The organism is Pseudonocardia sp. McavD-2-B (genome assembly GCF_024124365.1).
Lineage (GTDB): Bacteria > Actinomycetota > Actinomycetes > Mycobacteriales > Pseudonocardiaceae > Pseudonocardia > Pseudonocardia alni.
This window is the reverse complement of record NZ_JAMXSG010000042.1, coordinates 1-26,952: the sequence shown is the minus strand read 5'-3', so window position 1 is coordinate 26,952 and position 26,952 is coordinate 1. Positions and strand designations below refer to the sequence as shown.

At 73.6% G+C, this 26,952-nt stretch carries 26 protein-coding genes; 11 read left to right on the top strand and 15 right to left on the bottom strand.

The genetic code is table 11. The features are described from left to right. The coding region (locus NH602_RS08845; RefSeq protein WP_253067531.1) for a helix-turn-helix domain-containing protein at nucleotides 1-393 on the top strand (393 nt) is incomplete at its 5' end. Nucleotides 394-419: 26 nt separating this feature from the next. Here NH602_RS08845 and NH602_RS08840 read toward each other — a convergent pair. From NH602_RS08840 to NH602_RS08820, 5 genes are all read right to left on the bottom strand, one after another. Further along, nucleotides 420-818, bottom strand: a complete 399-nt coding sequence (locus NH602_RS08840) for a VOC family protein (RefSeq protein ID WP_253067530.1) — start codon at nucleotides 816-818, stop codon at nucleotides 420-422. 54 nt (nucleotides 819-872) lie between these two features. Further along, nucleotides 873-1,019 (bottom strand): hypothetical protein, encoded by a 147-nt coding sequence (locus NH602_RS08835; protein ID WP_167379050.1) that lies wholly within the window; start codon nucleotides 1,017-1,019, stop codon nucleotides 873-875. Nucleotides 1,020-1,175: 156 nt separating this feature from the next. Continuing rightward, a complete protein-coding gene (gene arc / locus NH602_RS08830) occupies nucleotides 1,176-2,996 on the bottom strand; it encodes a proteasome ATPase (RefSeq protein ID WP_073574821.1) in 1,821 nt (606 codons plus the stop codon). 226 nt (nucleotides 2,997-3,222) lie between these two features. Beyond that, the gene (locus tag NH602_RS08825; RefSeq protein ID WP_253067529.1) at nucleotides 3,223-4,251 is read right to left on the bottom strand and encodes a tRNA (adenine-N1)-methyltransferase; all 1,029 of its coding nucleotides are present in this window, start codon (nucleotides 4,249-4,251) and stop codon (nucleotides 3,223-3,225) included. An 11-nt stretch (nucleotides 4,252-4,262) separates the two neighbouring features. Further along, the gene (locus tag NH602_RS08820) at nucleotides 4,263-4,850 is read right to left on the bottom strand and encodes a signal peptidase I (protein ID WP_253067528.1); all 588 of its coding nucleotides are present in this window, start codon (nucleotides 4,848-4,850) and stop codon (nucleotides 4,263-4,265) included. Between the two features lie 85 nt (nucleotides 4,851-4,935). On the opposite strand from NH602_RS08820, the gene NH602_RS08815 reads away from it, so the two are divergent. The 3 genes from NH602_RS08815 to NH602_RS08805 are packed head-to-tail and all read left to right on the top strand — an operon-like array spanning nucleotide 4,936 to nucleotide 7,857. Further along, entirely contained in the window at nucleotides 4,936-5,517 is a 582-nt protein-coding gene (locus NH602_RS08815) for a TasA family protein (RefSeq protein ID WP_100877721.1), read from the top strand. Continuing rightward, a complete protein-coding gene (locus tag NH602_RS08810; RefSeq protein WP_253067527.1) occupies nucleotides 5,514-7,004 on the top strand; it encodes a PD-(D/E)XK nuclease family protein in 1,491 nt (496 codons plus the stop codon). Before NH602_RS08815 ends, NH602_RS08810 begins: the two co-directional genes overlap by 4 nt. Before the next feature lie 7 nt (nucleotides 7,005-7,011). After that, nucleotides 7,012-7,857 (top strand): thioesterase family protein, encoded by an 846-nt coding sequence (locus tag NH602_RS08805; RefSeq protein WP_253067526.1) that lies wholly within the window; start codon nucleotides 7,012-7,014, stop codon nucleotides 7,855-7,857. Nucleotides 7,858-7,959: 102 nt separating this feature from the next. Here NH602_RS08805 and hisG read toward each other — a convergent pair whose 3' ends face one another. The 4 genes from hisG to metH all read right to left on the bottom strand — a co-directional run bounded on the left by hisG (nucleotide 7,960) and on the right by metH (nucleotide 13,692). Next, complete coding sequence (gene hisG, locus NH602_RS08800) at nucleotides 7,960-8,850, bottom strand: ATP phosphoribosyltransferase (RefSeq protein WP_100877718.1); 891 nt, start codon at nucleotides 8,848-8,850, stop codon at nucleotides 7,960-7,962. Between the two features lie 62 nt (nucleotides 8,851-8,912). After that, nucleotides 8,913-9,176 (bottom strand): phosphoribosyl-ATP diphosphatase, encoded by a 264-nt coding sequence (locus NH602_RS08795; protein WP_062395155.1) that lies wholly within the window; start codon nucleotides 9,174-9,176, stop codon nucleotides 8,913-8,915. Nucleotides 9,177-9,341: 165 nt separating this feature from the next. Beyond that, nucleotides 9,342-10,043, bottom strand: a complete 702-nt coding sequence (locus NH602_RS08790) for an HAD family phosphatase (RefSeq protein ID WP_179759828.1) — start codon at nucleotides 10,041-10,043, stop codon at nucleotides 9,342-9,344. Beyond that, nucleotides 10,036-13,692, bottom strand: a complete 3,657-nt coding sequence (gene metH, locus NH602_RS08785; RefSeq protein WP_253067532.1) for a methionine synthase — start codon at nucleotides 13,690-13,692, stop codon at nucleotides 10,036-10,038. The genes NH602_RS08790 and metH overlap by 8 nt, the downstream gene beginning before the upstream one ends. Nucleotides 13,693-13,830: 138 nt before the next feature. On the opposite strand from metH, the gene NH602_RS08780 reads away from it, so the two are divergent. Further along, the gene (locus tag NH602_RS08780; protein ID WP_062395159.1) at nucleotides 13,831-14,721 is read left to right on the top strand and encodes a PAC2 family protein; all 891 of its coding nucleotides are present in this window, start codon (nucleotides 13,831-13,833) and stop codon (nucleotides 14,719-14,721) included. 13 nt (nucleotides 14,722-14,734) lie between these two features. Then, the gene (locus tag NH602_RS08775) at nucleotides 14,735-15,892 is read left to right on the top strand and encodes an MFS transporter (RefSeq protein ID WP_073574818.1); all 1,158 of its coding nucleotides are present in this window, start codon (nucleotides 14,735-14,737) and stop codon (nucleotides 15,890-15,892) included. Between the two features lie 139 nt (nucleotides 15,893-16,031). Here the strand turns inward: NH602_RS08775 and NH602_RS08770 are convergent, their stop codons facing one another. The 4 genes from NH602_RS08770 to NH602_RS08755 form a co-directional block, all read right to left on the bottom strand. Then, a complete protein-coding gene (locus NH602_RS08770) occupies nucleotides 16,032-16,394 on the bottom strand; it encodes a DUF2237 family protein (RefSeq protein WP_253067525.1) in 363 nt (120 codons plus the stop codon). Between the two features lie 57 nt (nucleotides 16,395-16,451). Then, complete coding sequence (gene mshC / locus NH602_RS08765; protein ID WP_073574816.1) at nucleotides 16,452-17,690, bottom strand: cysteine--1-D-myo-inosityl 2-amino-2-deoxy-alpha-D-glucopyranoside ligase; 1,239 nt, start codon at nucleotides 17,688-17,690, stop codon at nucleotides 16,452-16,454. 88 nt (nucleotides 17,691-17,778) lie between these two features. After that, nucleotides 17,779-17,958, bottom strand: a complete 180-nt coding sequence (locus NH602_RS08760) for a hypothetical protein (RefSeq protein WP_179759826.1) — start codon at nucleotides 17,956-17,958, stop codon at nucleotides 17,779-17,781. After that, a complete protein-coding gene (locus NH602_RS08755) occupies nucleotides 17,955-18,947 on the bottom strand; it encodes a bile acid:sodium symporter family protein (RefSeq protein WP_246352620.1) in 993 nt (330 codons plus the stop codon). The genes NH602_RS08760 and NH602_RS08755 overlap by 4 nt, the downstream gene beginning before the upstream one ends. A 79-nt stretch (nucleotides 18,948-19,026) precedes the next feature. On the opposite strand from NH602_RS08755, the gene NH602_RS08750 reads away from it, so the two are divergent. The 3 genes from NH602_RS08750 (at nucleotide 19,027) to NH602_RS08740 (ending at nucleotide 21,668) form a co-directional block, all read left to right on the top strand. Then, complete coding sequence (locus NH602_RS08750; protein WP_253067524.1) at nucleotides 19,027-19,902, top strand: LysR family transcriptional regulator; 876 nt, start codon at nucleotides 19,027-19,029, stop codon at nucleotides 19,900-19,902. Nucleotides 19,903-19,913: 11 nt separating this feature from the next. After that, a complete protein-coding gene (locus tag NH602_RS08745; protein ID WP_253067523.1) occupies nucleotides 19,914-20,693 on the top strand; it encodes a transporter substrate-binding domain-containing protein in 780 nt (259 codons plus the stop codon). A 96-nt stretch (nucleotides 20,694-20,789) separates the two neighbouring features. Continuing rightward, nucleotides 20,790-21,668 carry an NAD(P)H-binding protein gene (locus NH602_RS08740; RefSeq protein WP_253067522.1) on the top strand — a complete coding sequence of 293 codons (879 nt, stop codon included), beginning with the start codon at nucleotides 20,790-20,792 and terminating at the stop codon, nucleotides 21,666-21,668. Between the two features lie 132 nt (nucleotides 21,669-21,800). On the opposite strand, the gene NH602_RS08735 is transcribed toward NH602_RS08740, so the two are convergent. Together NH602_RS08735 and NH602_RS08730 are read right to left on the bottom strand one after the other, a co-directional pair. Then, nucleotides 21,801-23,759, bottom strand: coding sequence for a VWA domain-containing protein (locus tag NH602_RS08735; RefSeq protein WP_179759822.1), 1,959 nt, complete (start codon nucleotides 23,757-23,759; stop codon nucleotides 21,801-21,803). After that, nucleotides 23,752-25,146, bottom strand: coding sequence for a sigma 54-interacting transcriptional regulator (locus NH602_RS08730; RefSeq protein WP_179759821.1), 1,395 nt, complete (start codon nucleotides 25,144-25,146; stop codon nucleotides 23,752-23,754). The genes NH602_RS08735 and NH602_RS08730 overlap by 8 nt, the downstream gene beginning before the upstream one ends. Nucleotides 25,147-25,249: 103 nt before the next feature. On the opposite strand from NH602_RS08730, the gene NH602_RS08725 reads away from it, so the two are divergent. Together NH602_RS08725 and NH602_RS08720 are read left to right on the top strand one after the other, a co-directional pair. After that, nucleotides 25,250-25,900: a TetR/AcrR family transcriptional regulator gene (locus NH602_RS08725; RefSeq protein ID WP_073574811.1), complete on the top strand. Its 651-nt coding sequence runs from the start codon at nucleotides 25,250-25,252 to the stop codon at nucleotides 25,898-25,900. Continuing rightward, nucleotides 25,897-26,952: oxygenase MpaB family protein (locus NH602_RS08720; protein ID WP_253067521.1), on the top strand; the 1,056-nt coding region annotated here is incomplete at its 3' end. The genes NH602_RS08725 and NH602_RS08720, both read left to right, overlap by 4 nt.

Below are 26,952 nucleotides of genomic sequence, written 5' to 3'. Positions count from 1 at the left end.
GGCGCGTGGCTCGCCCGGCTGGCCCTCGCCCTGCACGCGGCGGCCGTGGACGACCGGACGCCGACCCGACTCCCCCACCCCGCGCTGCGCGCCCTGGCAGGGGGCATACCCGCCGCGGAGCTGGCCGACCGGCTCGGCGTCACCGGACGCACCCTGCACCGCCGCTGCGTCGCCACCCTCGGGTACGGACCGGCCGTCGCACGGCGGGTGCTGCGCTTCCGGGCCGCGGCCGCGCTGCTGTACGACGGCGTCTCCCCCGCCGCGGTCGCCGCCCGCACCGGCTACGCCGACCAGCCCCACCTGTCCCGCGAGGTCCGCGCACTCGCCGGCGTGTCGCCGGCGTCACTCGCACCTCGCACGGCTTCCCCCGACGTCGCAGCCACTGCGGGGTAGGCGACGTCGGGGGAACGTGTGCGAGGTCAGGTCCAGGCGAACAGGTCCAGCGACGAGCCGTCGGGGTCGGCGACGGTGGCGTAGCGCTGCCCCCACGGCGCGTCGAACGGGTCCAGCACCGAGGTGTGACCGGCCGCGGTGACCCGGCGCCAGGCGTCGTCGACGGCCGCAGCGGTCGGCAGCCGGAACGCCAGCCCGACCCGGCCGTGGCCGTCCGGGGTGACACCCGGGTGGAAGCCCTCCACCATCGACTGCAGGTCCAGGGCCAGGCGCACGCCGCCGCGCAGCGTGGTCTCCACGTGCGCCTCGGTCTCGGAGCCCTCGGGGAACTGCAGCCCCAGCAGGCGATAGAAGGCCAGTGAGCGGGTCATGTCGGTGACCACGATGCCGATCATGTCGAGCTCGGCGCCGATCGAGGTGTCCATGCCCACGACGCTAGGCCGCGGGCAGCCCGGCGTCGTGAACGGATCGGACTCCGGTCAGCGCTTGCCGCGGAAGCGACGCAGCATGTCCTGCGCCCGCCGGCGGTTGCGCGGATCGCTCGCCATCCGCTTGGCCTGGTCGCTGTAGCGACGCCCCTGCGGGCTCTTCAGGAATGCGCTGATGCGCCCGATGATGCCGGCCATGAGGACCTCCGTGGTGGCGGGCCGCGACACGGACGTGCACGGCTCCGTGCACAGGATGCCCGTTTCGTCCGGACATCATTCCACCGGGTGACGATCCCCGGACACACGACAGGCCCCGCCGCAGGATGCGGCGGGGCCCGTGCGTGCGGAGCCTGCCTACAGGTACTGGCCGGTGTTCGACGCGGTGTCGATCGCGCGGCCGGTGGCGTCGTTCTTGCCGGTGACCAGGGTGCGGATGTAGACGATCCGCTCCCCCTTCTTCCCCGAGATCCGCGCCCAGTCGTCGGGGTTGGTCGTGTTCGGGAGATCCTCGTTCTCGGCGAACTCGTCGACGATCGCGTCCAGCAGATGCTGGACCCGCAGCCCCGGCTGGCCGGACTCGAGCACCGCCTTGATCGCGGACTTCTTCCCGCGGTCGACGATGTTCTGGATCATCGCACCGGAGTTGAAGTCCTTGAAGTAGAGCGTCTCCTTGTCGCCGTTGGCGTAGGTGACCTCCAGGAACCGGTTCTCCTCGGACTCGTCGTACATCCGCTCGGTGACCCGCTGGATCATCCCGTCCACGCAGGCCTTGCGGCTGCCGCCGAACTCGGCGACGTCGTCGGCGTGGATGGGCAGCGTCTCGGTCAGGTACTTCGAGAAGATGTCCTTCGCGCCCTCGGCGTCCGGACGCTCGATCTTGATCTTCACGTCGAGCCGTCCCGGCCGCAGGATCGCCGGGTCGATCATGTCCTCACGGTTCGAGGCACCGATGACGATGACGTTCTCCAGGCCCTCGACGCCGTCGATCTCGGCGAGGAGCTGGGGGACGATCGTCGTCTCCACGTCGGAGGACACACCCGAGCCACGGGTCCGGAAGATCGAGTCCATCTCGTCGAAGAACACGATCACCGGGGTGCCGGCGCTCGCCTTCTCCCGCGCGCGCTGGAAGATCAGCCGGATGTGCCGCTCGGTCTCGCCGACGAACTTGTTGAGCAGCTCGGGGCCCTTGATGTTGAGGAAGAACGCGCGCCCCTCGTCCGGGTCGTCGCCCCGCTGCTTGGCGATCTTCTTCGCCAGCGAGTTCGCGACGGCCTTCGCGATGAGCGTCTTCCCGCAGCCGGGCGGCCCGTAGAGCAGCACGCCCTTGGGCGGACGCAGCTCGTACTGGGTGAACAGCTCGGTGTGCAGGAACGGCAGCTCGACCGCGTCCTGGATCTGCTCGATCTGCCGGGACAGGCCGCCGATGTCGGAGTAGGCGATGTCCGGGACCTCCTCGAGCACGAGGTCCTCGACCTCGGCCTTGGCGACCCGTTCGTAGGCGTAGCCCGCCCGCGAGTCGACCATGACCGAGTCGCCGGACTTGAGCGGGCTGGTGCCCTCCTCCTGTCCGAGCTCGAACAGCGGCGCCGCCAGCCAGACGACGCGCTCCTCGTCGGAGTGGCCGACGACCAGGCCGCGACCGGCCGAGCCGTCCTCACCCGGACGGGAGATGATCTCCCGCAGCGAGTAGAGGTCACCGACCTGCTCGAAGCCCATGGCCTCGACCACGGTGAGCGCCTCGTTGAGCCGGACGGACTGACCGCTGCGCAGCGTCTCGCCCTCGACCGCCGGGGACACGGGGACCCGCATCCGGCGGCCGGAGGTGAAGACGTCGACCGTGTCGTCGTCGTACCGGCCCAGGAACACCCCGTAGCCGGACGGCGGCTGCGCGAGCCGGTCGACCTCCTCGCGGAGTGCGACCAGCTGGCCGCGGGCCTCCTTGAGGGTCTCGGTCAGCTTCTCGTTCCGAGCGTTGAGCGCGGAGAGCCGGCTCGTGGTCTCGGCGAGCCGCTGTTCCAGCACTCGGGCGTGCCGGGGCGTCTCGGTCAGCCGTTGACGTAGCGAGGAGATCTCGTGCTCGAGGTGACGGATGTGCTCGGCGGCCTCAGCGGGGCTGAGGTCGCGGTCAGACTGGAAACCCTGGTTGCCGGGACCGTCGTCGTAGGGGTGGTTCACGGCAGCCTCCCTCCGTGTTCCGTCTCACCACGGTACCCGTGACGGGTGACCGCGACGGTGCGTCGAACCGGTGATCCGGGCCTCAGCCGGTCGGCACCATGTGGTCACTCTGCGGCTTCACGGGCGTCACCGCCACGTCCACACGGAGGGTAGTTCGTAACGTTCTCGTTCCGCGGTCCGGCGCGTCGCGGTGGCGATCCGGTCGAAACCGGACAGAACGCCCGGGTCAGCGGCCGGTCGGCCGTCGCTGCTGCCGGGGCGGCGTGACGCCGTCGGCGAGCCGCCGGGTGGTCAGCAGGAAGGCCGTATGGGCGATCATCCGATGCTCCGGACGGACGGCCAGACCCACCACGTGCCAGGGGCGGACCATCGCCTCCCAGGACTCGGGCTCGGTCCAGCACTGCATCTCCCGCAGCGCCTCGGTGAGCACCGACAGCTGGGTGGTGGTCGCGATGTAGCCGACGAGGATCCCGCCCGGCACCAGGCAGTCGCGGACGGTGTCGAGCACGTCCCACGGCGAGAGCATGTCCAGCACGACCCGGTCGACCTCGCCGCGGTGCTGCCTGACGTCACCGACGGTCAGCTCCCAGTGCGGGGGCCGGTGGCCGAAGAAGGTCTCGACGTTGGTGACCGCGTGCGGGGCGTGGTCGTCGCGGACCTCGTAGGAGACCACCTTGCCGGTCGGCCCGACGGCCTGCAGCAGCGAGCAGGTCAGCGCGCCGGACCCGGCGCCGGCCTCCAGTACCCGCGCGCCGGGGAACACGTCGCCCCACATGAGGATCTGCGCGGAGTCCTTGGGGTAGATCACCTGGGCGCCGCGGGGCATCGACAGCACGTAGTCGGCCAGGCGGGGACGCATGGTCAGGTACGGCGTGTTCGCCGCGGAGTGCACGAGCCCGCCCTCGGGCGAGCCGATGATGTCGTCGTGGTCGATCTGGCCGCGGTGGGTGTGGTACGCCCCGCCGGCCTGGAGGACGACGGTGTAGCGGCGCCCCTTGGGGTCGGTGAGCTGTACCCGGTCGCCCTCGCGGAACGGCCCGCCGCGGCGCGGGGGCTCCCAGACGACGTCGGCGCTCCCGGCGACGTGGTGGTCGTCGGCGGGGCCGTCGTCGGCCGGGTCGGCGTCGGTGGGGCCGGCGTCGGTGGGGCCGGCGTCGGTGGGGCCGGCGTCGGTGGGGCCGGCGTCGGTGGGGTCGACGGGGTCGGCGTCGACGGGACCGGTGGCACCGTCGGAGGTCGGGAGGGCGTCGTGCACGGGCGACGACGCTATCCGCGCTCCCGCACGGCCCGGTCGCCGGGGCGTCGGCTGCGCGGCACGAGCAGGCCGAGCCCCAGCAGCAGGAGCACCGCTCCCCCACCGACCATCAGGCCCGGGCCGGTGCGCAGGAACCCGGCTGCGCCACCGACCCAGGGCAGGTCGTACCAGACCCGGCCCAGCAGGTCCTGCGCCGTCACCGGATGCGGGTCCGGCGCCGGGTTCGCGTCGCCGCGGGTGGTGAACACGGGGCCGGGATCGACCGCGACCACACGGTGGGTGACGGTCCGGGTCTCGCCGCGGGCCCGGTCGCGGTCGACGAAGGAGATCAGGTCACCGACGACGACGCTGTCCGCGTCCACCGGGCGGGACACGACCAGCGAGCCCACCGGCAGGGTCGGGACCATGCTCCCGGACAGCACCGTGTACGCGCGGGACCCGGTGACCGCGGGGACTACGGCGACCGCCACGGCCAGCCCGACCAGCCCGAGCACGACGACGGTGACGAGCGCACCGCCGATCCGGCGCCACGGGGACGGGCGGGGGGCGGCCGGTACCGGCCACGACGTGCGCGCGGGTGCGGAGGGATCTCGGCCCATCGGATCACCCTAGGTCGGCCTCCGGACACGTGACGTACACGATCGTGCGGTGAGCTGCGCCGATGCAGCGGGAACGTCCACGCGCATGGACACACGCACACGCCTCGGGATCGGCGTCGCCGCGGTCGCGGTCGCCGTACTCGCGATCGGCCTCGGCACCTATGCCGCGTTCACCGACACCGAGGACGGGCCGGGTGGGCAGGTCTCCTCCGGCACCCTCGACCTCACCGTCGGCTCCAACGCCGACAAGGTCCTCTTCAACCAGGCGAACATCGCCCCCGGCTTCTCCACCACCGTCACCGTCGACGTCCGCAACGCCGGTTCCGTCCCCGGCACCGTCACCGGATCGCTGACCGCGACCGGGTCCGACGTCACCTGCACCGAGCCCGAGGCGGAGGCGGAGAAGGTGGCCGCGAACGCCTGCGCCGCCGGCGGCAACCTGCAGGACGAGATGACCGTCCAGGTCGTCTCCGGGCCGGGGGTGGGCACCGCGGGGGCGGCGGTACCGCTGCGCACCTTCGTCCAGAGCCCGCTGCCGTCCGGACCGCTGGGCGCCGGGGCCACCGGTACCTACACGCTGACCTTCGCGCTGCCGCCGTCGGCGGACAACAAGGTGCAGGGCGACCGGATCACCGTCGGGTCGACGTTCACCCTGAACCAGTCGTGAGCCCGGCGGTCCCCCGGCGGCGGGCAGCGCTCGCGATGGGGGCCGCGGCCGTGCTCGTCGCGGTGTCGGCCACGGCCTGGGGCACCTGGGCCGTGTTCACCGACAGCGACCCGGGTGCCGCGGGTTCGACCTCGGCGGGCACGGTGGTGCTGGGCGGGCGCGCGACCCCGCCCGCGGTCGCCCTGACCGGCCTGCGGGCGAACTCGACGACGACCACCTCGGTGACCGTGGACTACCGCGGTTCGGTGCCGGCGACGCTGTCGGTGTCGCTGCCCGCGTACTCCTCGACCGCCTGCACCACCGGGGTCGGCGGGCTGCTCGACGGCCTGAACGTCGGCTCGCTCACCGTCCGGATCGGGTCGCGGACCGCCGAGTCGTACTGTGCGCTGCTCGACGGGAAGGAGCGCGTGGTCACCACGCTCGCGCCCGGCACCGTGGTGACGGTCCCCCTGACCGTCGCGGTCGGACCGGTCGTGCTGCTGCCGCGCACCGAGGCGGCGACGCTCCGGCTGGCGGTCTCGGGCGGCTTCACCGACCGGGTGGACGGGACCCTGAGGATCGGCACGAACCTGCTCGGCACCCGGTCCCTGCGGGTCGCCTCGCCGAGCGTCGTCCCGGCCGTCGCCGCCCCGCCCGCGGAGTGCGTCGACGCCGGCATCACCTCGGTCGCCGAGACCGTCGTCCTCAGCGGCGACGGCGCCGTGTTCGACGCCCGCACCGACCGGCCGGGTGCGACCGGGCCGCTGCTCGTCGTGGGCACTCCCGGACCCGACCGCATCACGGGGTCCCCCGGCCGGGACTGCCTGGTCGGGGCGGGCGGGGACGACGTGCTCGACGGCGGGGCCGGGGACGACGTGCTGCTCGGCGGCGACCGCGACGACCGCCTCTCCGGCGGGGACGGGGCCGACCGGCTCTACGGCGGCGCCGGAGCCGACACGCTGCTCGGCGGCCCGGAGAACCCGCGCGAGCCGGACGTGCTGCACGGCGGCCTCGCCGACGGCGCGACCTGCCCGGACGCCGGCCCGGAGGACCTCCTGACCGCGTGCACGGCACCGGCCCCCGCCGCGACGCCACCGGTGCCGCTGCGCGGCATCCTGGACCGGCTCGACGACGGTCCCGACGGGCTGCGGGTGGTGGACTACAAGACCGGCGCGACGCCCGGCGAGGGCTACGAGTCCGGCGTGCTGTTCCAGCTCAAGTTCTACGCACTGGCCGTCCTGCTGACCCACGGCCGCGTCGCCGACGAGCTGCGCCTGCTCTACCTGGCCGAGGGCACCGCCCTGACCTACCGGCCCGACGCCGAGGAGCTCACCCGCTTCGGGCGCCTGCTCGAGGCGGTGTGGACCGCCATCCGGCTCGCCGCCCCCACCGGGGACTTCCGGCCCCGCACCGGCCCGGCCTGCCGCACCTGCGACCACAAGGCCCACTGCCCCGCGTGGGGCGGTACTCCCCCGCCGTACCCCGGCTGGCCGGGCGGCGCGGCATGATCGACGGGTGAGCGCACCGCCCCCTATCCCGCCCGGCCCGTTCTACCTGCCCCGCGGCGAGCAGACCGCCGACGGCGTCACCCGCGCCGCCTTCGAGGCGACGCCGTCGACGACCGGCCCCTGGTTCGCCGACGCCCAGCACATGGGCCCGCCCTCGGCGCTGCTGGTCCGCGCCCTGGAACGGCTGCCCGAGTCCCGCCCCGGCGGCGCCGAGGCGGGGTGGCGGATCGCCCGCGTCACCGTCGAGGTGCTCGGGGCGGTGCCCGCCGGGCCGGTCACGGTCACCGCGGGCGTCGAGCGGCCCGGGCGGACGATCGAGCTGCTGTCGGCGACGATGCGCGCCGGTGACCGGGACGTGCTGCGGGCCCGGGCCTGGCGGCTCGCCGCGTCCGACACCGCCGTCGTCGCGCAGGGGCAGGCAGCCGCGCTGCCCGGGCGGGACGCCGCCGTCGTGCGCACCGAGCGGCCGGACGGCTGGCTGCCCGGGTTCCTCGACGCGATCGAGTGGGCCTGGCTCGACGGGGGCAGCCTCGGCGACGAGGGCCCGGGGCGCGGCTGGATCCGGATGCGGGTCCCGCTCGTCGAGGGTGAGGATCCGAGCCCGGCGCAGCGGCTGATGGTCGCCGCGGACTGTGCGAACGGGCTCGCCGCACCGCTGGACGTGACGCGCTGGTTGTTCGTCAACACCGAGCTGACGGTGCACCTGCACCGGGCCCCGGCCGGCGAGTGGATCGGCGTCGACGCCGCGACCGTCGTCGGGCCGGACGGGCTGGGCACCTGCTCGGCCACCCTGTTCGACGACGACGGGCACACCGGCCGGATCGCCCAGGCCCTGACCGTCCGGGCCCGCTAGCCGTACGGCCGCCGGCACCGCCCCGGCCGCACGACAGCGGCCCGCCACCGGAATCACCGGGGCGGGCCGCCGTGGGGGGAACGGACGTCGGACGGGGTGGGCTCAGTGGCCGTGGCCGTTGACCGTCATCGCGCGGCAGGACCGGATCTCCGAGGTGAGGATCGCGGTGGCGCCGATGTCGGCGAGCTTGTCCATCACGCGGTTCGTGTCCTTGGTGCGCACCATCGTGCGGACCGCGACCCAGCCCTTCTTCGACAGCGGCGAGACCGTCGGCGCCTGCAGGCCCGGTGCGACCTTCTCCACGGCCTCCAGCAGCCCCTCCGGGCAGTCGAAGTCCATCATCAGGTACTCGCGGGCCACGACGACGCCCTGCAGCCGGTCGGCGAAGACCTTCTTCAGGCGGGTGGTCTCGGCGTCCTCGGCGCGGTCGTGCCGCTTCTCCCGCTCGATGAGCGTGGCCTGCGAGGTGGCGATGGCCTCGCCGATGATCTGCAGACCGTGCTGGCGCAACGTGCGCCCGGAGGACACGACGTCGGCGATCGCGTCGGCCAGACCCAGCTGGATGGAGATCTCCACCGCGCCGTCGAGCTTCACGATCTCCGCGCCGATCCGCTTGCCGGAGAGGTACGAGCGGACCAGACGGGGGTAGGACGTCGCGATCTTGCGGCCGTCGAGGTCCTCGATCTTCCAGTCGGCGTCGGCCGGGGCCGCGAAGTGGAACCGCGACTTGCCGAAGCCGAGCGGGATGATCTCCTGGGTCTGGCTGCCCGACTCCTCCATGAGGTCGAAGCCGGTGACGCCCAGATGCAGGTCACCCTTGCCGACGTAGGTCGCGATGTCCTTGGGCCGCAGGTAGAAGAATTCGATCTCGTTCTCGTCGTCGACCACGCTGAGGTCGCGCGAGTCGGTCCGCTGGCGGTACCCCGCCTCGCGCATCATCGTCGCGGCGGGCTCGGCCAGGGTGCCCTTGTTCGGCAGTGCCACGCGGAGCATTTCCGCTCTCCTGACGGTCGTCGTCGGTGGTGGTGGTGGTGGTGTCGGTGGGCCGGGTCGACCTACAGATGCTTGTACACGTCCTCGAGGGTGAGCCCCCGCTGGAGCATGATCACCTGCAGCCGGTACAGCAGCTGCGAGATCTCCTCGGCCAGCTCGTCGTCGCCCTGGTACTCGGCGGCGATCCAGACCTCACCGGCCTCCTCGAGCACCTTCTTGCCCTGGGCGTGCACCCCGGCGTCCAGCGCGGCGACGGTCCCCGAACCGGCCGGCCGCTCCTGGGCCTTGGCCTGCAGCTCGGCGAACAAGTCGTCGAATGTCTTCACGGGTACCAGTGTGAACGGTGACCCACGCCGCACGCCGGGCGCATCCGGGGCGGTAAGCCGTGTGGGCAACGGACCGCGCCGGATGGTTCACCCGGAGTGAGCAAGACCAGGTCGGGGTGCCGCTCGTCGCCGCGAACGGCCCGCTCACACCGGCCCTCGGGCCGTTCAGCGGGCCCGGACCTCCGCGAGGACCGCCCCGAGCTCGGCCGGCCCGATCCCGGCGAGGGTCTCGCGCAGCACCCGGCGCGGACCGGCGGGCACCTCGAGCTCGCAGGGCACCACCAGCACCGCGCAGCCGGCCCGCTCGGCCGACAGCGCACCCGTCGGCGAGTCCTCCACCGCGACGCAGTCGCGCGGTTCGACCCCGAGCAGCTCGGCGCCGCGCCGGTAGGGCTCGGGCTGCGGCTTGGGCTCGCGCACCTCGTCGCCGGGCACGACGGCGGCGAAGTGCTCCCGGCCCAGGGTCTCCAGCGCCCGCTCCACCAGCACCCGGATGGTGTTGGTGACGAGCACGGTCGGGATGCCCGCCTCGCGCAGGGCGCCGAGCAGCTCCCGGGCACCGGGCCGCCACGGCACGCCGTGGGAGAACAGCTCCCCGGCGCGGTCGTAGAGCCACTCGCCGGTCTCGCGGTACTCGTCGGCGGGGATCGTGTCGGGGTCGCGCCCGGCCTCCCGGAAGCAGATCCGCAGCGACGAGTCGAGCGAGCCGCCGACGGACTCCAGCCGGGCCTCGAGGCTCAGCTCCGGGGCGCCGAGGTGCTTCATGAGGTCGTTGAGGGCGACCTCCCACACCTTCTCCGAGTCGATCAGGGTGCCGTCCATGTCCAGCAGCACGCCCGCGGGCCGGGTCGTCGTCGGCTCAGGCATCGGGGGTGTACCCCAGGTTCGGGCGCAGCCACTTCTCGACGACGGCGACGTCCACGCCGAGCCGGCCGGCGTAGTCGGCGACCTGGTCGGACCCGATCCGGCCGACGGTGAAGTACCGCGACTCCGGGTGGGCGAACATCATGCCGCTGACCGCGGCCGCCGGGGTCATGGCGAAGGACTCGGTGAGCCCCACGCCGGTCTCCTCGGCGCCCAGCAGGTCGAACAGCGGCCGCTTGAGCGTGTGGTCCGGGCAGGCCGGGTAGCCGAACGCGGGACGGATGCCCCGGAACCGCTCGGCGTGCAGGTCCTCGACGGCCTGGTTCGCGTCGGGCTCGAACCACTCGCGGCGGGCCTGCCGGTGGGCGTACTCGGCGAAGGCCTCGGCGAGCCGGTCGGCCAGCGCCTTCACCATGATCGCCTTGTAGTCGTCGAGCGCGGTCTCGAACTCGGCGGCCATGTCCTCGGCGCCGTGGATGGACACCGCGAACGCGCCGAGGTGGTCCCCGTCGGGCGCCACGTAGTCGGCGAGGCTGCGGTTGGCCCGCCCCTTCGGCTTGACGGTCTGCTGGCGCAGCATCGGCAGCCGCACGTCACCGCCGTCGGGTGAGATCACGATGTCCTCGCCCTCGGCGCGGGCCGGCCAGAAGCCGTAGACACCGCGGGCGGTGAACCGGTCCTCGGCGATGATCTGGTCGAGCATCGCGTTGGCGTCGTCGTAGAGCTCCTTGGCGACGGGCGAGTTCAGGATCTGCGGGAACTTGCCCTTCAGCTCCCAGGCCAGGAACAGGAACTGCCAGTCGATCAGCTCGCGGAGTTCGGCGATCGTGGGCTCGCACGGGCGGACCCCGGTGAACTCGGGGACGGGCAGCTCACCGAAGTCGATGCTCTCGCGGTTGGCGACGGCGTCGGCGAAGGGCAGCAGCGGCTTGGCCTGCCGGCCCTCGTGCTGCTCGCGCAGCCGCTGCTGGTCGGCGTCGTTGCGCCGGGACAGGACCTCGGCGCGGTCGTCGTCGAGCAGGTCCGACACGACCCCGACGACCCGGGAGGCGTCCAGGACGTGCAGGACGTCGCCCTGGTACTGCTGGGCGATCTTCACCGCGGTGTGCTGGCGGGAGGTCGTGGCCCCGCCGATGAGCAGCGGCAGCTTCAGGCCGCGCCGCTCCATCTCGGTGGCCACGCTCACCATCTCGTCGAGCGAGGGGGTGATCAGGCCGGACAGCCCGACGACGTCGGCGCCCTCGGCGACGGCGGTGTCGAGGATGGTCTGCGCGGGCACCATCACGCCGAGGTCGATGACCTCGTAGCTGTTGCAGCCCAGCACGACCCCGACGATGTTCTTGCCGATGTCGTGCACGTCGCCCTTGACCGTGGCCATGACGACCTTGCCGTGCCCGCGGGCGTCGATCTCGCCGCGGGCCTTGGCCTCCTCCTTCTCCTTCTCCATGAAGGGCTCGAGGTAGGCGACGGCGCGCTTCATCACGCGGGCGGACTTCACGACCTGGGGCAGGAACATCTTGCCGTCGCCGAACAGGTCGCCGACGACCTTCATGCCGTCCATCAGCGGGCCCTCGATGACGTCGAGCGGCCGCGTGGCCTGCGCGCGGGCCTCCTCGGTGTCGGCCTCGACGAAGTCGACGATGCCGTGCACGAGCGCGTGCGACAGGCGGGCGCGGACGTCGGCCTCCCGCCAGGACAGGTCGACCTTGCGCTGGGTGCCCTCGCCCTTGAACCGGTCGGCGTTCTCCACGAGCCGGTCGGTGGCGTCGGGGCGGCGGTTGAACAGGACGTCCTCGACCATCTCGAGCAGGTCGGCCGGGATGTCCTGGTAGACCGCGAGCTGGCCGGCGTTGACGATCCCCATGTCCAGGCCGGCCTTGATGGCGTGGAACAGGAAGGCCGAGTCCATGGCCTCGCGGACGACGTTGTTGCCGCGGAAGGCGAAGGACAGGTTCGAGACACCACCGGAGATGTGGGCGCCGGGGCAGCGCTCCTTGATCCGCGGGCAGGCCTCGATGAAGTCCTTCGCGTAGTCGTTGTGCTCCTCCATGCCGGTGGCGATGGCGAGGATGTTCGGGTCGAAGATGATGTCGTGCGGGTCGAGCCCGGCCTTCTCGACGAGCAGGTCGTAGGCGCGGCCGCAGATCTCGACCTTGCGGTCGGCCGTGTCGGCCTGGCCGGTCTCGTCGAAGGCCATGACCACCACGCCCGCGCCGTAGGCCTTGACCTTGCGGGCCTGCTCCAGGAAGGGCTCCTCGCCCTCCTTGAGGCTGATCGAGTTGACGACGCCCTTGCCCTGCACGCACTGCAGGCCCGCCTCGATCACCGACCACCGCGAGCTGTCGATCATGATCGGCAGTCGGGCGACCTCGGGCTCGGTGGCCAGCAGGTTGAGGAAGGTGCGCATCTCGTCGGCGGACTCGAGCAGGTCGGCGTCCATGTTGACGTCGAGCATGTTCGCGCCGCCGCGGACCATGTCCAGCGCGACGTCGAGCGCGCCGTTGTAGTCCTTCGACTCGATGAGCCTGCGGAACCGCTTGGAGCCGGTGACGTTGGTCCGCTCACCGATCATCACGAACCCGGTGTCGGGGCCGATCTCGAAGCGCTCCAGGCCGGAAAAGCGGGTGCGCTGCGGGGCCTCGGTCGGCACCCGCGGCGGCAGCCCCTTGACCCGGTCGGCGATGTGGCGGATGTGCTCCGGCCCGGTGCCGCAGCAGCCGCCGACGATGTTCACCAGCCCGGACTCGGCGAACTCCTTGAGGAAGTCCGCGGTCTGCTCGGGGGTCTCGTCGTAGCCGCCGAAGGCGTTCGGCAGGCCCGCGTTGGGGTAGGTCGCGACGAACGCGTCGCTGATCTCGGCGAGCGCGACGGCGTGCGGGCGCATCTCGTCGGCGCCCAGCGCGCAGTTCAGCCCGACGACGAGCGGCGCGGCGTGGCGCACGGAGGTCCAGAACGCGTCGACGGTCTGCCCGGACAGGGTGCGCCCGGAGCGGTCGACGATGGTCACCGAGATCCACACCGGAAGGTGCGGGGCGACGTCGTGCGCGGCCTGCAACGCGGCTTTCGAGTTCAACGTGTCGAAGATGGTCTCGATCAGCAGGACGTCGACGCCGCCGGAGTCCAGCGCGGCGATCTGCTGGGCGTAGGAGTCGTAGACCTGCTCGTAGGACACCGCACGGTAGGCGGGGTCGTCGACCTTCGGCGACAGCGACAGCGTGACGTTCAGCGGACCGATGGAGCCGGCCACCCACTTGGGCTCGCCGGTGGCCTTCTCGGCCTCGTCGGCGGCCTCGCGGGCCAGCCGCGCCGCGGCCACGTTCATCTCGTCGACCTTCGACTCCAGGCCGTAGTCCGCCTGGCCGATCGTGGTCGCGGTGAAGGTGTTGGTCGTCGTCAGGTCGGCGCCCGCGTCGAAGTAGTTGCGGTGCGCCTGGAGGATCAGGTCCGGACGGGTGAGGTTGAGCAGGTCCGGGTCGCCGTTGGTGTCCTTGGGGTGGCCGTGCAGCCAGTCCGCGGAGTAGTCCTCCGGGGTCAGGCCGAGGCCCTGGATGACGGTGCCCCACGCCCCGTCGATGACGCCGATGCGCCGACCCAGCAGCTCCGTCAGCTGCTCGGTCCGCCGGGCCGCTCGATCGACCCGTTCGGGGTCGATCGGGCGGGTCGTGCTGTGGTCGTCCGAAGAGATGCCCACCGAGTGATCCGCTCCCGTCGTAGCTGACACGATCAACCACGGTACCTGGTGACGGGGAGGGAACCCGGCCGTGCGCCCGCGGGGTCGTAGGCTGGGGCGATGACCGACCGAGAGCCGAGCACCACGGGCGGCGACAGCACTCCGCACCTGGTCGACCCGGTCCTCATCGCGGCGTTCGAGGGCTGGAACGACGCCGGTGAGGCCGCGAGCACCGCGCTGGAGCACCTCGAGCTCAGCTGGGACGCGAAGCCTCTGACCTCGATCGATCCCGAGGAATACTACGACTTCCAGGTCACGCGCCCGCACGTCAAGCTCTCCGACGGCGTCACCCGGCGGATCGAGTGGCAGACCACGCGGCTGTCGTGGGCGACGCTGCCGGGCACCGACCGGCATGTCGTCCTGGTGAACGGGATCGAGCCGAACCTGCGCTGGAAGACGTTCTGCGCGGAACTGGTGGGCCACGCGGAGCGTCTCGGCGTGACGAAGGTCATCACATTGGGAGCCTTGCTCACCGAGGTCCCGCACACCCGACCGACGCCGGTGAACGGCACCTCCTGGGACGCGGAGTCGCAGAAGGCGATGGGCACCGAGCCGTCGAACTACGAGGGCCCGACCGGGATCGTCGCGGTCTTCCAGCAGGCCTGCGTGCAGGCCGGCATCCCGGCCGTCTCCTACTGGGCCGAGGTGCCGCACTACGTCTCGCAGGCCCAGGTCCCGAAGGCCGCGGTCGCGCTGCTGCACCGGATCGAGGAGTCCCTCGACGTCGAGGTGCCGCTCGGCGTCCTGCCGGAGAAGGCCGAGGAGTGGGAGCGGACCGTGTCGGAGATGGCCGACGCCGACGACGAGGTCCGCGAGTACGTGCGCCAGCTGGAGGAGCAGGCCTCGGAGTCCGACGACGAGGAGGCCCGCACCGAGCTGCGCGAGACCTCCGGGGACTCCATCGCGGCGGACTTCGAGCGCTACCTGCGCCGCCGCGGCCCCAACTCCTGACGGGCCGCGGCTCGTGGTGGCGCTGCGCCGGGCGGCGCTGTACCTGGGCGCCTTCCTCGGGCCCTTCGGCGGTGGCCTGACCGCGGCGATGCTGCCGGAGCTGGGCGCCGACTTCGGCGTCCCGACGGCGACGGCGTCGGTGTCGATCACCGCGTACCTGCTGCCGTTCGCCGGGGTCATGCTCGTCTCGGGCACCCTCGGAGACCGCTGGGGACGGGGGCGCACCGTCGTCGCCGGGTACGCGCTCTACGTCGTCGCCTCGCTGGCCTGCGTGCTGGCGGTGTCCTGGCCGGTCTTCCTGGCCGGACGGGCGCTGCAGGGTGTCGCGAACGCGTTCACCACCCCGGTTCTGCTGGCGGCGCTGGCCGCCGCGGTGGAGCCGGACCGGCTCGGCCGGGCGCTGGGCTGGTTCGGGTCGCTGCAGGCGGCCGGGCAGACCTCGGCGCCGCTGGTGGGCGGGCTGGGCGCCGAGGTGGACTGGCGGTTGGCGTTCGGCGGAGCCGCCGCCGTGGCTCTGCTGCTCGCCGTCGTGGGCATCCCGTCCGGCGAGTCCCGGGGGCACGCCGGGGAACGCCCCCGGCTGCGGTCGGCCTGGACCGGGCCGGTGCTGCGGCTGGGGCTCGTCGCCGGGCTGGGCTGGGGCTGCCTCGCCGGGCTCAACTTCCTGCTCGCGCTGCGGCTGGAGGAGTTCTTCGGGCTCGGTGCCGGGCCGCGTGGGCTGGTGCTGACCGCGCTCGGCATCGCCGGGATCCTCACCGCTCGGCTGATCGGTGGCGCGGTGGACCGGGTCGGGCCGCGGCGCTGCGTCCTGACCGGCGCGATCGGCGGCGGGGTGCTGGTCGCCCTGATCGGCGCCGTGCCGGTGCTGGGCGTCGTCGTGGCGCTCTGGGCACTGGGCGGGATCTGCAGCCAGCTGATCCTCGTCGGGGTGAACGCCCTGGTCCTGGGGTCGGGCAGACCGAACAGCGGCGGCGCGGTGTCGGTGGTGCAGGCGGTGCGCTTCGCCGGGACCGCGGCGTCGCCGGTGGTGGTCACGCCCGTCTACCACGCAGATCCGCTGGCGGGATTCCTCGTGCCGGCGGCGCTGCTCGCCGCGGGGGTGCCGACGGTGCTCACCGGGGTCCGCACCCGGCGCCGCCCGGACGGATCCGGGCCCCCGGAACCGTCCTGACCCGGCCCGGGACGCAGCGATCGTCCCGACGGGCCCGGACGGACCGACCCTCCCGGCCGGGACCCGGATGTGGCGCACCGGGTCGACGCCGCGGGCCGGGCACGCGCGGCGGGTCTCGGTCCCTGACCGGGCGAGCCGGTCAGTGCCGCGCGGCGTGCGCCCGCAGGTCGTCGAGGTCGACCCACTCGAGGGTGCGGGCGTGCGTCGCCTCGAGCACCACCGGCGGTGCGGCGCCCTCCCGCAGCGCCTCGGCCCAGCGGCTCGCGCACAGGCACCACCGGTCCCCCGGCACCAGGCCGGGGAACCCGAACCGCGGGTTCGGGGTCGTCAGGTCGTTGCCCTGCTCGCGGGAGAAGTCGAGGAACTCGGCGGTGACGCGGGCGCAGACGGTGTGCACGCCCGCGTCCTCGCCCCCGGTTTCGCAGCATCCGTTGCGGTAGAAGCCGGTGAGCGGATCGGTCCCGCAGGTCTCCAGCTCACCGCCCAGCACGTTGAGGGCCATCCGTGGAGTCTCCCGGCCGGGCGCCCACCCTGCCGGTCGGGACGGGTACCGGACCGGCTACAGGGTCACCCCGAGCAGCGCGTCCAGCGCGGTGCGCACCTGCTGCGGGGCCGCGGTGTCGGTACCGCGGCGGGTGAGCGCCTCCTCGGCCCAGGCGTCGACGGCGGCGAGCGCACCGGGGGTGTCGAGGTCGTCGGCGAGGTGGGTCCGCAGCTTCGCGACCAGCTCGGCCGCGTCCGGCCCGGCGTCGAGGCCGACGGCCTCGCGCCAGCGGGTCACCCGTCGGTCGCCCTTCGCGTGCACCTCGTCGGTCCAGGACCGGTCGGTGCGGTAGTGCCCGTCGAGCAGGGCGACCCGGATGACGTTCGGGTCCACACGGGCGTTGCGCAGCTTGGAGACGAAGACCAGGTTGCCCTTGGACTTCGACATCTTCTCGCCGTCGAGGCCGATCATGCCGGTGTGCACGTAGTGCCGGGCGAACGGGTGCTCACCGGTGAGGGACTCGGTGTGCAGGGCGCCGCACTCGTGGTGCGGGAAGATCAGGTCCGAGCCGCCGCCGTTGAGGTCGATCTGCGGGCCGAGCCGGTTCAGGCCGATCGCGGCGCACTCCACGTGCCAGCCGGGGCGACCGCGGCCGAGGCCGGAGTCCCAGGCGGGCTCGCCGGGGCGCGCGGTGCGCCACAGCAGCGGGTCGAGCCGGTTGCGCTTGCCCGGCCGGTCCGGGTCGCCGCCGCGCTCGGCGGAGAACCTCAGCATGGTGTCGAGGTCGTAGTTCGACTCGTAGCCGAAGTGCCCGGTGGCGGTCACGTCGTGGTAGACGTCGGGGTACTCCGGGTCGTCGATCCGGTAGGCCGCGCCGGCGGCGACGAGCTTCTCGACCAGCTCGGCGATCTCGGGGATCGCCTCGACGGCACCGACGAACTGGCGGGGCGGCAGAACGCGCAGCGCCTCCATGTCCTCGCGGAACAGGGCGGTCTCGCGCAGGCCCAGCACGACCCAGTCGTCCTGGTCGCGCTCGGCGCGCTCCAGCAGCGGCTCGTCGATGTCGGTGACGTTCTGGACGTAGTGCACGTCGTGGCCGAGGTCGCGCCAGTAGCGGTTGACCAGGTCGAACGTCAGGTAGGTGGCGGCGTGGCCGAGGTGGGTCGCGTCGTAGGGGGTGATCCCGCAGACGTACATCGTCGCGACCGGGCCCGGCGCCGTGGGCCGGACCCGGCCGGTGGCGGTGTCGTGCAGGCGCAGCGGCGGGCCGCTGCCCTCCAGTGCCGGGACGTCGGTCGGGGCCCAGGTCTCCATGCGGTCAAACCTACCTAGCTCTCGGAAGCGGTCACGCATGCGAACGCGCGGCGTCCGTCGCAGATTCCGGTGCGGGACGGGGTGCCGGTCACCACCACTCGACGTCGAGCTTGGCCTCGATGTCGCGGACGTGCCGGCGTGCGCAGGCCGGGCACAGCCGGCCGTCGCGGCCGCGCTCGTCGCGGTCGGTCACCCAACCCGCGACGGCGGCGACCCCGGCGTCGTCGAGACCGGGGGCGCCGCAGAGACGGCAGGCGGACGGCGTCACGCCCGCGATGGTGCTCCGGCGGCCCGGTCGGTGTCGAGCGCCGCGCGGCGCCGGCCGACCCGGTCGGCGATCATCGCGCACGCCATCAGCTGGATCTGGTGGAACAGCATGAGCGGCAGCACCACCAGCGCCCCGGCGGGGCCGCCGAACAGCACACCGGCGATCGGCAGCCCGCTGGCCAGCGACTTCTTCGACCCGCAGAACACGATCGCGATGCGGTCGGCGTCGTCGAAACCGAGCGCGCGGGCCCCGAGCGAGGTCACCACGAGCGCCAGCGCGAGCAGCACCAGGCAGATCCCGAGCAGCACGAGCAGCGAGACCGGGGTGAGCCGTCCCCAGATCCCGGCGACGACGCCCTCGCTGAACGCGGCGTAGACGACGAGCAGGATCGACCCGCGGTCCACCAGCGACAGACGCTTCCTGTGCCGGGCCACGAACCGGCCGATGAGCGGCCGTGCGGCCTGCCCGGCGAGGAAGGGCACCAGCAGGCGGAGCGCGATGTCACCGAAGCTCGACGCGTCGAACCCGCCGCTGGTGGCCAGCAGCAGCGCGGCCAGCACAGGGGTGAGGACCACCCCGAGCACGTTCGACACCGACGCCGCGACGATCGCGGCGGGCACGTTGCCGCGGGCGATGCCGGTGAAGGCGATCGAGGACTGCACGGTCGACGGCAGGCAGCACAGGAACACGACGCCGGCGGCGAGCGGCGCGGGCAGCAGCCACTCCGGCAGCAGCAGCACCGACAGCCCGAGCAGTGGGAACAGCACGAACGTCGCCGCCAGGACGGTGCCGTGCAGCCGCCAGTTCCGCAGCCCGCCCAGCGCCTCGGCGGCGGAGAGGCGGGCGCCGTAGAGGAAGAACAGCAGGGCGATCGCGGCGGTGACGGCGACGTCGACGACCCCGACCATCGCGCCGCGCGCGGGGAACAGCGACGCGACGCCGACGGTCACGAGGAGCAAGGCCAGGAACGGATCGGGACGGACTCGCATGGGTTCCATCCTGCAAGCCGTCCGCCCATCGGGAAACCAACTGATCACCATGACTGTGTCCGCGATCTATGATGACCGGATGCTCGACCCCGTCCGGCTGCGGTCGTTCGCCGCCGTCGCGCGTGCCCGCAGCTTCACCCGGGCCGCCGCCACGCTCGGAGTCGGCCAGTCCACCGTGAGCCAGCACGTGCGGCGCCTGGAGGCGACGGTCGGCCGCCCGCTGCTCGACCGCGACACCCACTCGGTGTCGCTCACCGTCGACGGCGAGGCGATGCTGGAGTTCGCCGCCACCATCCTCGACGCGGGTGACCGGGCGATGGCGCACTTCCGGGCGTCGCGGGTGCACGGCCGGGTGCGGTTCGGGGTGTCGGAGGACCTGGTCCTGACCCGGCTGCCCGCGGTGCTCGCGGACTTCCGCCGCCGCCACCCCGAGGTCGACCTGGAGCTGACCGTCGGTCTGGCCGGCGGGCTCGAACACCGCCTCGACGCCGGGGAGCTGGACCTGATGTTCGCCAAGCGCCTCCCCGGCCCCGACGACGGCCGGCTGGTCGTCCGCCGCGACCGCTTCGTCTGGGTCGGGGCGCCCGGACTTCCGCTCGGCCCCGGCGACCCGGTACCGGTCGTCGCCTATCCCCCGCCGAGCCTGTCGCGCACCGCCGCCGTCGGGGCCCTGGAGGCGGTCGGGCGGCCGTGGCGGATGGCCTGCACCAGCGGCAGCCTGTCCGGCCTGCGGGCCGCCGCCCTCGCCGGGCTGGGTGTGCTCGCGCACGCCGCGACGCTGGTCCCCGACGGGCTGGAGGTCGTCGGCGACCGTGCCGGGCTGCCCGAGCTGGGCCCGGTCGAGCTGGTGCTCGCGCACGGGCGGCGGCACAGCGACCCGGCCGAGGCACTGGTCCGCAGCATCCGCACCGCAGACCTCCGTCCGGAGTCGTGGACACCCCCGAACGGCGGCTAGGGTCCCGGGCCGTGCGCCGCCTGCCGATCGTCCTGCTGCTCGCGATGCTGGTCGCCGGGTGCGGTTCGCCCGCCGCACCGGGGTCTCCGACGCTGGACCGGGTCGCGTCGTCGCACGTGCTGCGGGTCTGCTCCACCGGGGACTACCGGCCGCTGACCGCACTGGCCGCGGACGGCACCTGGTCCGGGATCGACGTCGACATGGCCCGCGACCTCGCCGCCGAGCTCGGTGCTCGCGCGGAGCTGGTCCGCACGACCTGGGCGACCCTGCTCGACGACGTCGTCGCCGGGCGCTGCGACATCGCCGTCGGCGGCGTCTCGGTCACCCCGGACCGCGCGGAGCGGGCCGTGTTCACCGAGCCCTACCTGCGCGACGGCAAGACGCCGATCGCGCGCTGCCCCGACGTCGCCCGCTACGGCACGGTCGCCGACATCGACCGGCCCGGCGTCCGGGTCGTGGTGAACCCGGGCGGGACCAACGAGCGCTTCGCCCGGGAGACCTTCACCCGCGCGACGATCGTGGACCACCCGGACAACTCCACGATCTTCGACGAGATCGTGGCCGGCCGCGCGGACCTGATGGTCACCGACGCGATCGAGACCCGCTGGCAGGCCGCACAGAACCCCGGGGTGCTGTGCGCGGTGCACCCCGACGCCCCGTTCACCGCGTCGGAGAAGGCCTACCTGACCCCGGCCGGCGACCCGTCCTTCACCGAGCGGGTGAACACCTGGCTGCGCGGGGCGCGCACCGACGGCACCTGGGACCGCCTCGCCCGTCCCTGGCTCGGCTGAGTCCACACCCCCTGCCGGGCGGCCACACCCGTCACGACAGGTGTGGTCGCCGGTGAACGGGTGTGGCTGTCGGACCCCCTGTGCGACGGTGCGGGCATGCGCATCGTGGTGACGACACCGACCGGCACCGTCGGCTCCCGGTTGCTGCGCCTGCTCGTACAGGCCGGGCTGCACCCGGTGGCCCTGCTCCGCGACCCGGCCCGGCTGCCCCCGGACCTCGCCGGGCTGGTCGAGCCGGTGGTCGCAGACCAGACCGACGCCGACGCCGTCGTCGGCGCCACGCTCGGCGCGGACCGGCTGTACTGGGTGAACCCGCCCGCACCGCCCGGCACCGACCCGCTCGCCCACCAGGGAGCCTGCGCCGCAGTCGTCGCGGAGGCCGTGCGCCGCAACGGGATCGGCGCGACGGTGCTGCAGAGCAGCGGTGGCGCGGAGCTGCGCCGCGGCGCCGGGGACATCGACGGCCTGGCCGCGACCGAGCAGGCGCTCGACGCGACCGGCGCCCCGGTGCTGCACCTGCGGTGCGGCTACTTCATGTCGAACCTGCTGATGTCGGCCGACGAGATCGCCGGCGGGACGCTGTCGACGCCGTGGCCGCTCGACCATCCGCTGCCCTGGGTCGCGCCCGGTGACGTCGCCGCCGTCGCCGCGGTGCGGCTGCTCGGGCCGGTGTGGTCGGGGCGGTTGGTGCAGGCCGTGCACGGGCCGGCGGACCTGACGTTCGACGACGCCGCGGCAGTGCTCACCGGGGTACTCGGCCACCCGGTCCGCGCGGTGCACCTGCCCCGCGCCGGGTTCCGGTCGATGCTGGCCGGCCTCGGCATGACGGCACCGGAGATCGACGCGGTCGCCGGGATGGCCGAAGGGCTCTCGGCCCCCGGGTACCTCCCCGAGCAGCGCCGCGACGCGGTGTCGACGACCCCGACGACGCTGCGCGCCTGGGCCGCGGAACACCTGACCCCTGGTCCCGCCTGATCCCACGGATCCCCCGGTGCCCGCAGCGTCCCGTCGTGTCCCGCGGCGACCTGTCACGTGCCGTGGCGCCCCGTCGCGTACCGCGGCGACCCACGGGTGGGGTGCCGGGGCACGCGACGGGTCGCCGCGCGGTCAGCCGGTGCGGCGGCGCAGGTAGTCCGAGACCACCTCCGCGCCGAGGCCGTCGAGGTCGGGCTGCACCACCCGTCCCCCGGCGCGGCGCGCAAGCCGGTTCACGAACGACAGCAGCCCCGGGTCGTCGCCGAGCACGAAGAACGTGAACGCCGCGTCCATCCCGATCAGCCGGTCCAGGCCGTCCACCGTCGCCCGCAGCGTGTGCGGGCTCGGCGGGTAGTCGAAGAACGCCTCGCCGTCGCGTTCCAGGTGCGCGGTCGGCTCGCCGTCGGTCACCACCAGCACGACCGGCGTCGCGTCGGGCTGGCGGGCCAGCCGTTCCCGGGCCAGGAGCAGGGCGTGGTGCAGGTTGGTGCCCTGCATGTACACGCCCTCCAGCCCGATCAGCTCGGCCAGGTCCACGGTCTGAGCGTGCCGCCCGAAGGTGATCAGCGACAGGTCGTCGCCGCGGAACCGCGTGGAGATGAGCTGGTGCAGCGCCAGCGCGGTGCGCTTCATCGGCACCCACCTGCCCTCGGCCACCATCGACCACGACGTGTCGACCAGCAGCGTCACCGCAGCTCGGGTGCGCTGCTCGGTCTCGACGATCTCGACGTCGGACACGTCGAGTGCCCGGTCGTCGCCGCCGGCGCGGCGCAGCTGGGCGTTGAGCAGCGTCCGCGGCACCGACCAGGCCTGGGTGTCGCCGAAGGCCCACGGCCGGGTCGACCCGGTCGCGTCGCCCGCCGCCCCGGCACGCCGGGTGTCGCGCTGCCCCTGCCGCCCGGAGATCCGGTCGGCGACGTCGCGCAGCACCGACTGCCCGAGTGTCCGCAGCGCCTTGGGCGAGAGCATCAGCGAGCCGTCGGGGGCGCGGCGGAACAGGTCCTGGCGCTGCAGCTCGCGTTCCAGCTCGGCGAGGGTGCGGGCGTCGGCGGCGGCCTCCGGGCCGAGCATCTCGGTGAGCGCGTCGAGGTCGATGTCCTCCATCCGCGCGCCGGGGTAGCTCTGCGCGAGCTGTTCGGCCAGGGCGTCGAGCTGCCCCAGCTCCTCCATCGCGCGGGTCGCCTCGCCCATGCCCATCGGGTTCTCGCCGCGGAAGTCGCCCTCCCCCGACCAGTCCTCGCCCGGGCGCAGGCCCTGCAGCTGGGCGTCGAGCCGGGCCAGCGACTCCGACAGCCGCGGGTCGCCGAACGCCTGCTGGGCCAGCTCGGCCAGCTCGGCGCGCTGCTCGGCCGACATCGAGTTCATCATGCGCTGGGCCGCGGCGGCCCGGGCGGCGAGCGCGTCGACCAGCTCCTCGGTGTTCTGCGGGTTCTCCGGGAAGTGCTCACCGTGCTTGCCCATGAACTCGGCGAACTGCTCGGTGGTGTCCTCGCCGCGGGCGTGGCGGTCGAGCAGGTCGTTGAGGTCGTCGAGCATCGCGTTGATCCGCTCGACGTCCTCCGGGGTGGCGTTCTGCATGGCCTGCTTCATGCCCTCGAAGCGCTGGTCGAGCAGCTCCCGGCCGAGCAGGTCGCGGATCTCCTGGTAGGCCTCGCGGGCGTCGGAGGAGCGCCAGTCGTAGGAGTTCAGCTCCCGCACCGAGCCGCCGGTGTCGGGCGGCAGGGCGTCGAGCTGCATCTCGCGGAACCGCGCGTCGTCGGAGTCCTCGTTGCCCAGCGCCTCGCGCTCGGCGTCGAGGGCCCGTTGCAGCAGCTCACGGACCTCCTGCAGCGTCCCGTCGATGCGGTTGTCGCGCTGCAGGTCCCGGCGCCGCTCCCACACCCGGCGGGTGAGGTCGTCGAGCCCGCGCCGCCCGTCGAGGCCACGACGGAGCAGCTCCTGCAACGCCTGACGCGGCGAGGAGCCCTCCATGACGTCGCGGCCGATCTGGTCCATCGCCGCCCGGATGTCGTACGGCGGTGCCAGCGGGTCGGGCCCGCCGGCGTAGGGGCCGTAGGCGTAACGGCGGCGACGACGCCGGGGATCAGCCATACGACACCGTGTCACCGTCGTCGGAGGAGTCCTTGGCCAGCTTGCGGGTCAGGAACAGGTACTCCAGCGCCAGCTCCGCGGCCGAGGCCATCGGGCCCGGGTCCTCGGTGCCAGCGGCGCCGAGCTTCGCGGCGATCTCGGTCAGCGCGTCGACCCGCGGCAGGGCGGCGACGACGTCGCGGGCGGGGATGCGCTCGCCGGTGCGGACCGGGCGGGTGGACACCTCCACGGCCAGCTCGTCGAGGTCGACGCCGCGCAGCGCGAAGCGGGCGGTGTCGGCGGTCGCGCGGCGCAGCAGGTGCTCGAGCACCTCGTCCTCGCGGCCCTCCTCCCCCGACGCGAACTCGATCTTGCCGCGGAGCACGGCCGGGACCGACTCCAGGTCGACCGGGCGGGCGTAGGCCGTCTCCTCGCCGGTCAGCGCGGCACGGCGCAGCGCCGCGGCGGCGACGGTCTCGGCCGCGGCCACGGCGAACCGGGCCGACACCCCCGAGCCCTGGTCGACCGCGGACGAGTCGCGCAGGTGCCGGGTGAACCGGGCGACGACCTCGAGCAGGTGCCGCGGCACCTCGGCGACGAGGTCGGCCTCCTGCGCGACGAGCTCGACCTCGGGGGCCAGCTCCAGCGGGTAGTGGGTGCGGACCTCGGCGCCGAACCGGTCCTTGAGCGGGGTGATGATCCGCCCGCGGTTGGTGTAGTCCTCGGGGTTCGCACTGGCCACGAGCAGCACGTCCAGCGGCAGCCGCAGCGTGTAGCCGCGGACCTGGATGTCGCGCTCCTCCATCACGTTGAGCAACGCGACCTGGATGCGTTCGGCCAGGTCGGGCAGCTCGTTGATGGCGACGATGCCGCGATGGGACCGCGGGACGAGCCCGAAGTGGATGGTCTCGGGGTCGCCCAGCGAGCGGCCCTCGGCGACCTTGACCGGGTCGACGTCGCCGATCAGGTCGGCGACCGAGGTGTCGGGCGTGGCGAGCTTCTCGGTGTAGCGGTGGTCGCGGTGCACCCAGGCGACCGGCAGGTCGTCGCCGAACTCGGCGGCGCGCCGGATCGAGGCGGGCACGATCGGCTCGTAGGGGTGCTCGCCGATCTCGGAGCCCTCGATGACGGGGGTCCACTCGTCGAGCAGGCCGGCCAGCGACCGCAGCAGGCGGGTCTTGCCCTGGCCCCGCTCACCGAGCAGGACGAGGTCGTGGCCGGCGAGCAGCGCCCGCTCGAGCTGCGGGACGACGGTGTCGTCGAAGCCGACGATGCCGGGCCAGGGGTCGCGGCCCTCACGCAGGGCCGCCAGGAGGTTGTCGCGGATCTCGTGCTTCACGGGTCGCTGTACGTGACCGGACGCACGCAGCGCACCGACGGTACGGGGAAGGTCAGGTGTGACGGGCACGATCTCCACGCTACGCCCGGTTCCGGACTGCAGCGCGTCGTCGCGGAACCGTGTTCCGCGGGCCGGACTGGAATCTGTCTGGTTGTACAGATAGTTTGTCGGAATGGCCGATCCCACCCCCGACGGGCGACGACGACGCGGCGCCGACACCCGTCGCGCGCTGGTGCGGGCCGCCGTCGACGTCGTCACCGCGCACGGCTTCGACCGGCTGACGCTGCGCCAGGTCGCGGACCGCGCCGGTGCGTCGGCCGCGTCGGCGACCTACCACTTCGGCACCCTCGACGCGCTGCTGGAGGCGGTCGCCGTCGAGCTGGAGCACGACGCCGTCGCACGGCTGGGCGAGCTGACCCGCCGGGCCCGCTCCGGTGACCTGACCCTGCTCGACGCCTGCACCGCCTACCTGGTCGACCTGCTCGGCCCCCGCCGCCCGGTGTTCCTGACCATGCTGGAGCTGCGCGTCCGCGTCGCCCGGGGCCACGGCGGCACCGCCACCGGCCCGGCCGCCGCGGAACCCGACGCGGCGCTGGTCGACCTCATCCAGGACCACGTCGGGAACCGGGAACGGGCCCGCGAGCTGTTCGCCGGGGTCTTCGGGCTGTCCGCGCTGGCCGTGTTCGCCCCCGTCCCGCCGGGCGAGCCCGAGCTGCGGGCCCGGATGGCCCGGCTGCTCGCCGGAGCCGGTCTCACCACCCACGACGACCACGCCGTCCCGCAGGAGACCCCGCACGAGACCCAGGAGGACCGGTTCCCGTGACCGCCACCCGATCCCCCGGCGCGCCCGACCGCGACGCCCTCGCCGCCCGTTTCGGGCCCCGGCGGGCCGGCCTCGCGGTGCGCGCCCGGACCGCGGGCGACCCGCTCGCCGACGCCGTGGTCGCCGAGATCCGCGCCGCGGGCCGCGAGGACGGCCGCGCGCTCACCGCGGCGCTGCAACGCGGCATCCGCGACGGGCTCGCCTCGGTGACCGGTCCCTCCCCCGCCCTCGCGGCCCTGCTCACCTCGGCCGAGTCGGTGCCCGCGGGCACCGACCCCGCGATGCTCGACACCGGGATCCGGCCCATGTTCACCGCACCGCCCGCGGTGCACACCCTGTCCCTGTCGGCCGGGGCGCTGCTGCGCACCTACGGCTCCCCGTCGATCGCGGTGCTGCTCGGCACCACCGGACGGCTGGTGGAGTCCGCCGAGCGCCGCCTCACCGAGACCGGCACCTGGCTGCTCGCGGCCACCCTGCCCGGCGGCATGCGCCCCGGCAGCCCCGGCTACGTCGGCACCCTGCAGGTCCGCATGCTGCACGCCCACATGCGCGTTCTCGCCCGCGGCCGCGGCCTCGACGAGGCGGTGCACGGCACCCCGATCAACCAGGTCGACCTGGTCCGGACCTGGCTGGACTTCACCCTCGTCTCGATGCGGGCCGAGGCGACGATCGGGTTCGGGCTCACCCCCGCCGAGACCACCGAGGTCTACGCCTGCTGGCAGCTGCTGGCCCACCAGCTCGGCATCGATCCCGAGCTGGTCCGCGACGTCACCTCGCACGCCGAGGCCGAGGAGCTCGACGCGCTGGTCACCGCCGTCACCGGACCGCCCGCCCCCGAGTCACGCGCGCTGGCCGGGGCGCTGATCGGGGCCGTCGCCGCGCTGCTCGTCCAGCCGCTGCGCCTGCCCGTGCCGCAGGGGCGCCGTCTGCTGCAGGCGCTGGCCCGGCGCTTCCACGGCGCCGCGGTGACCACCGGGCTGGGTCTGCGGCGCAGCCCCGGCTGGGAGGCGGCCGTCGCCGTCCTGGGGCGGGTGATCGCGGTGCAGCGCCGG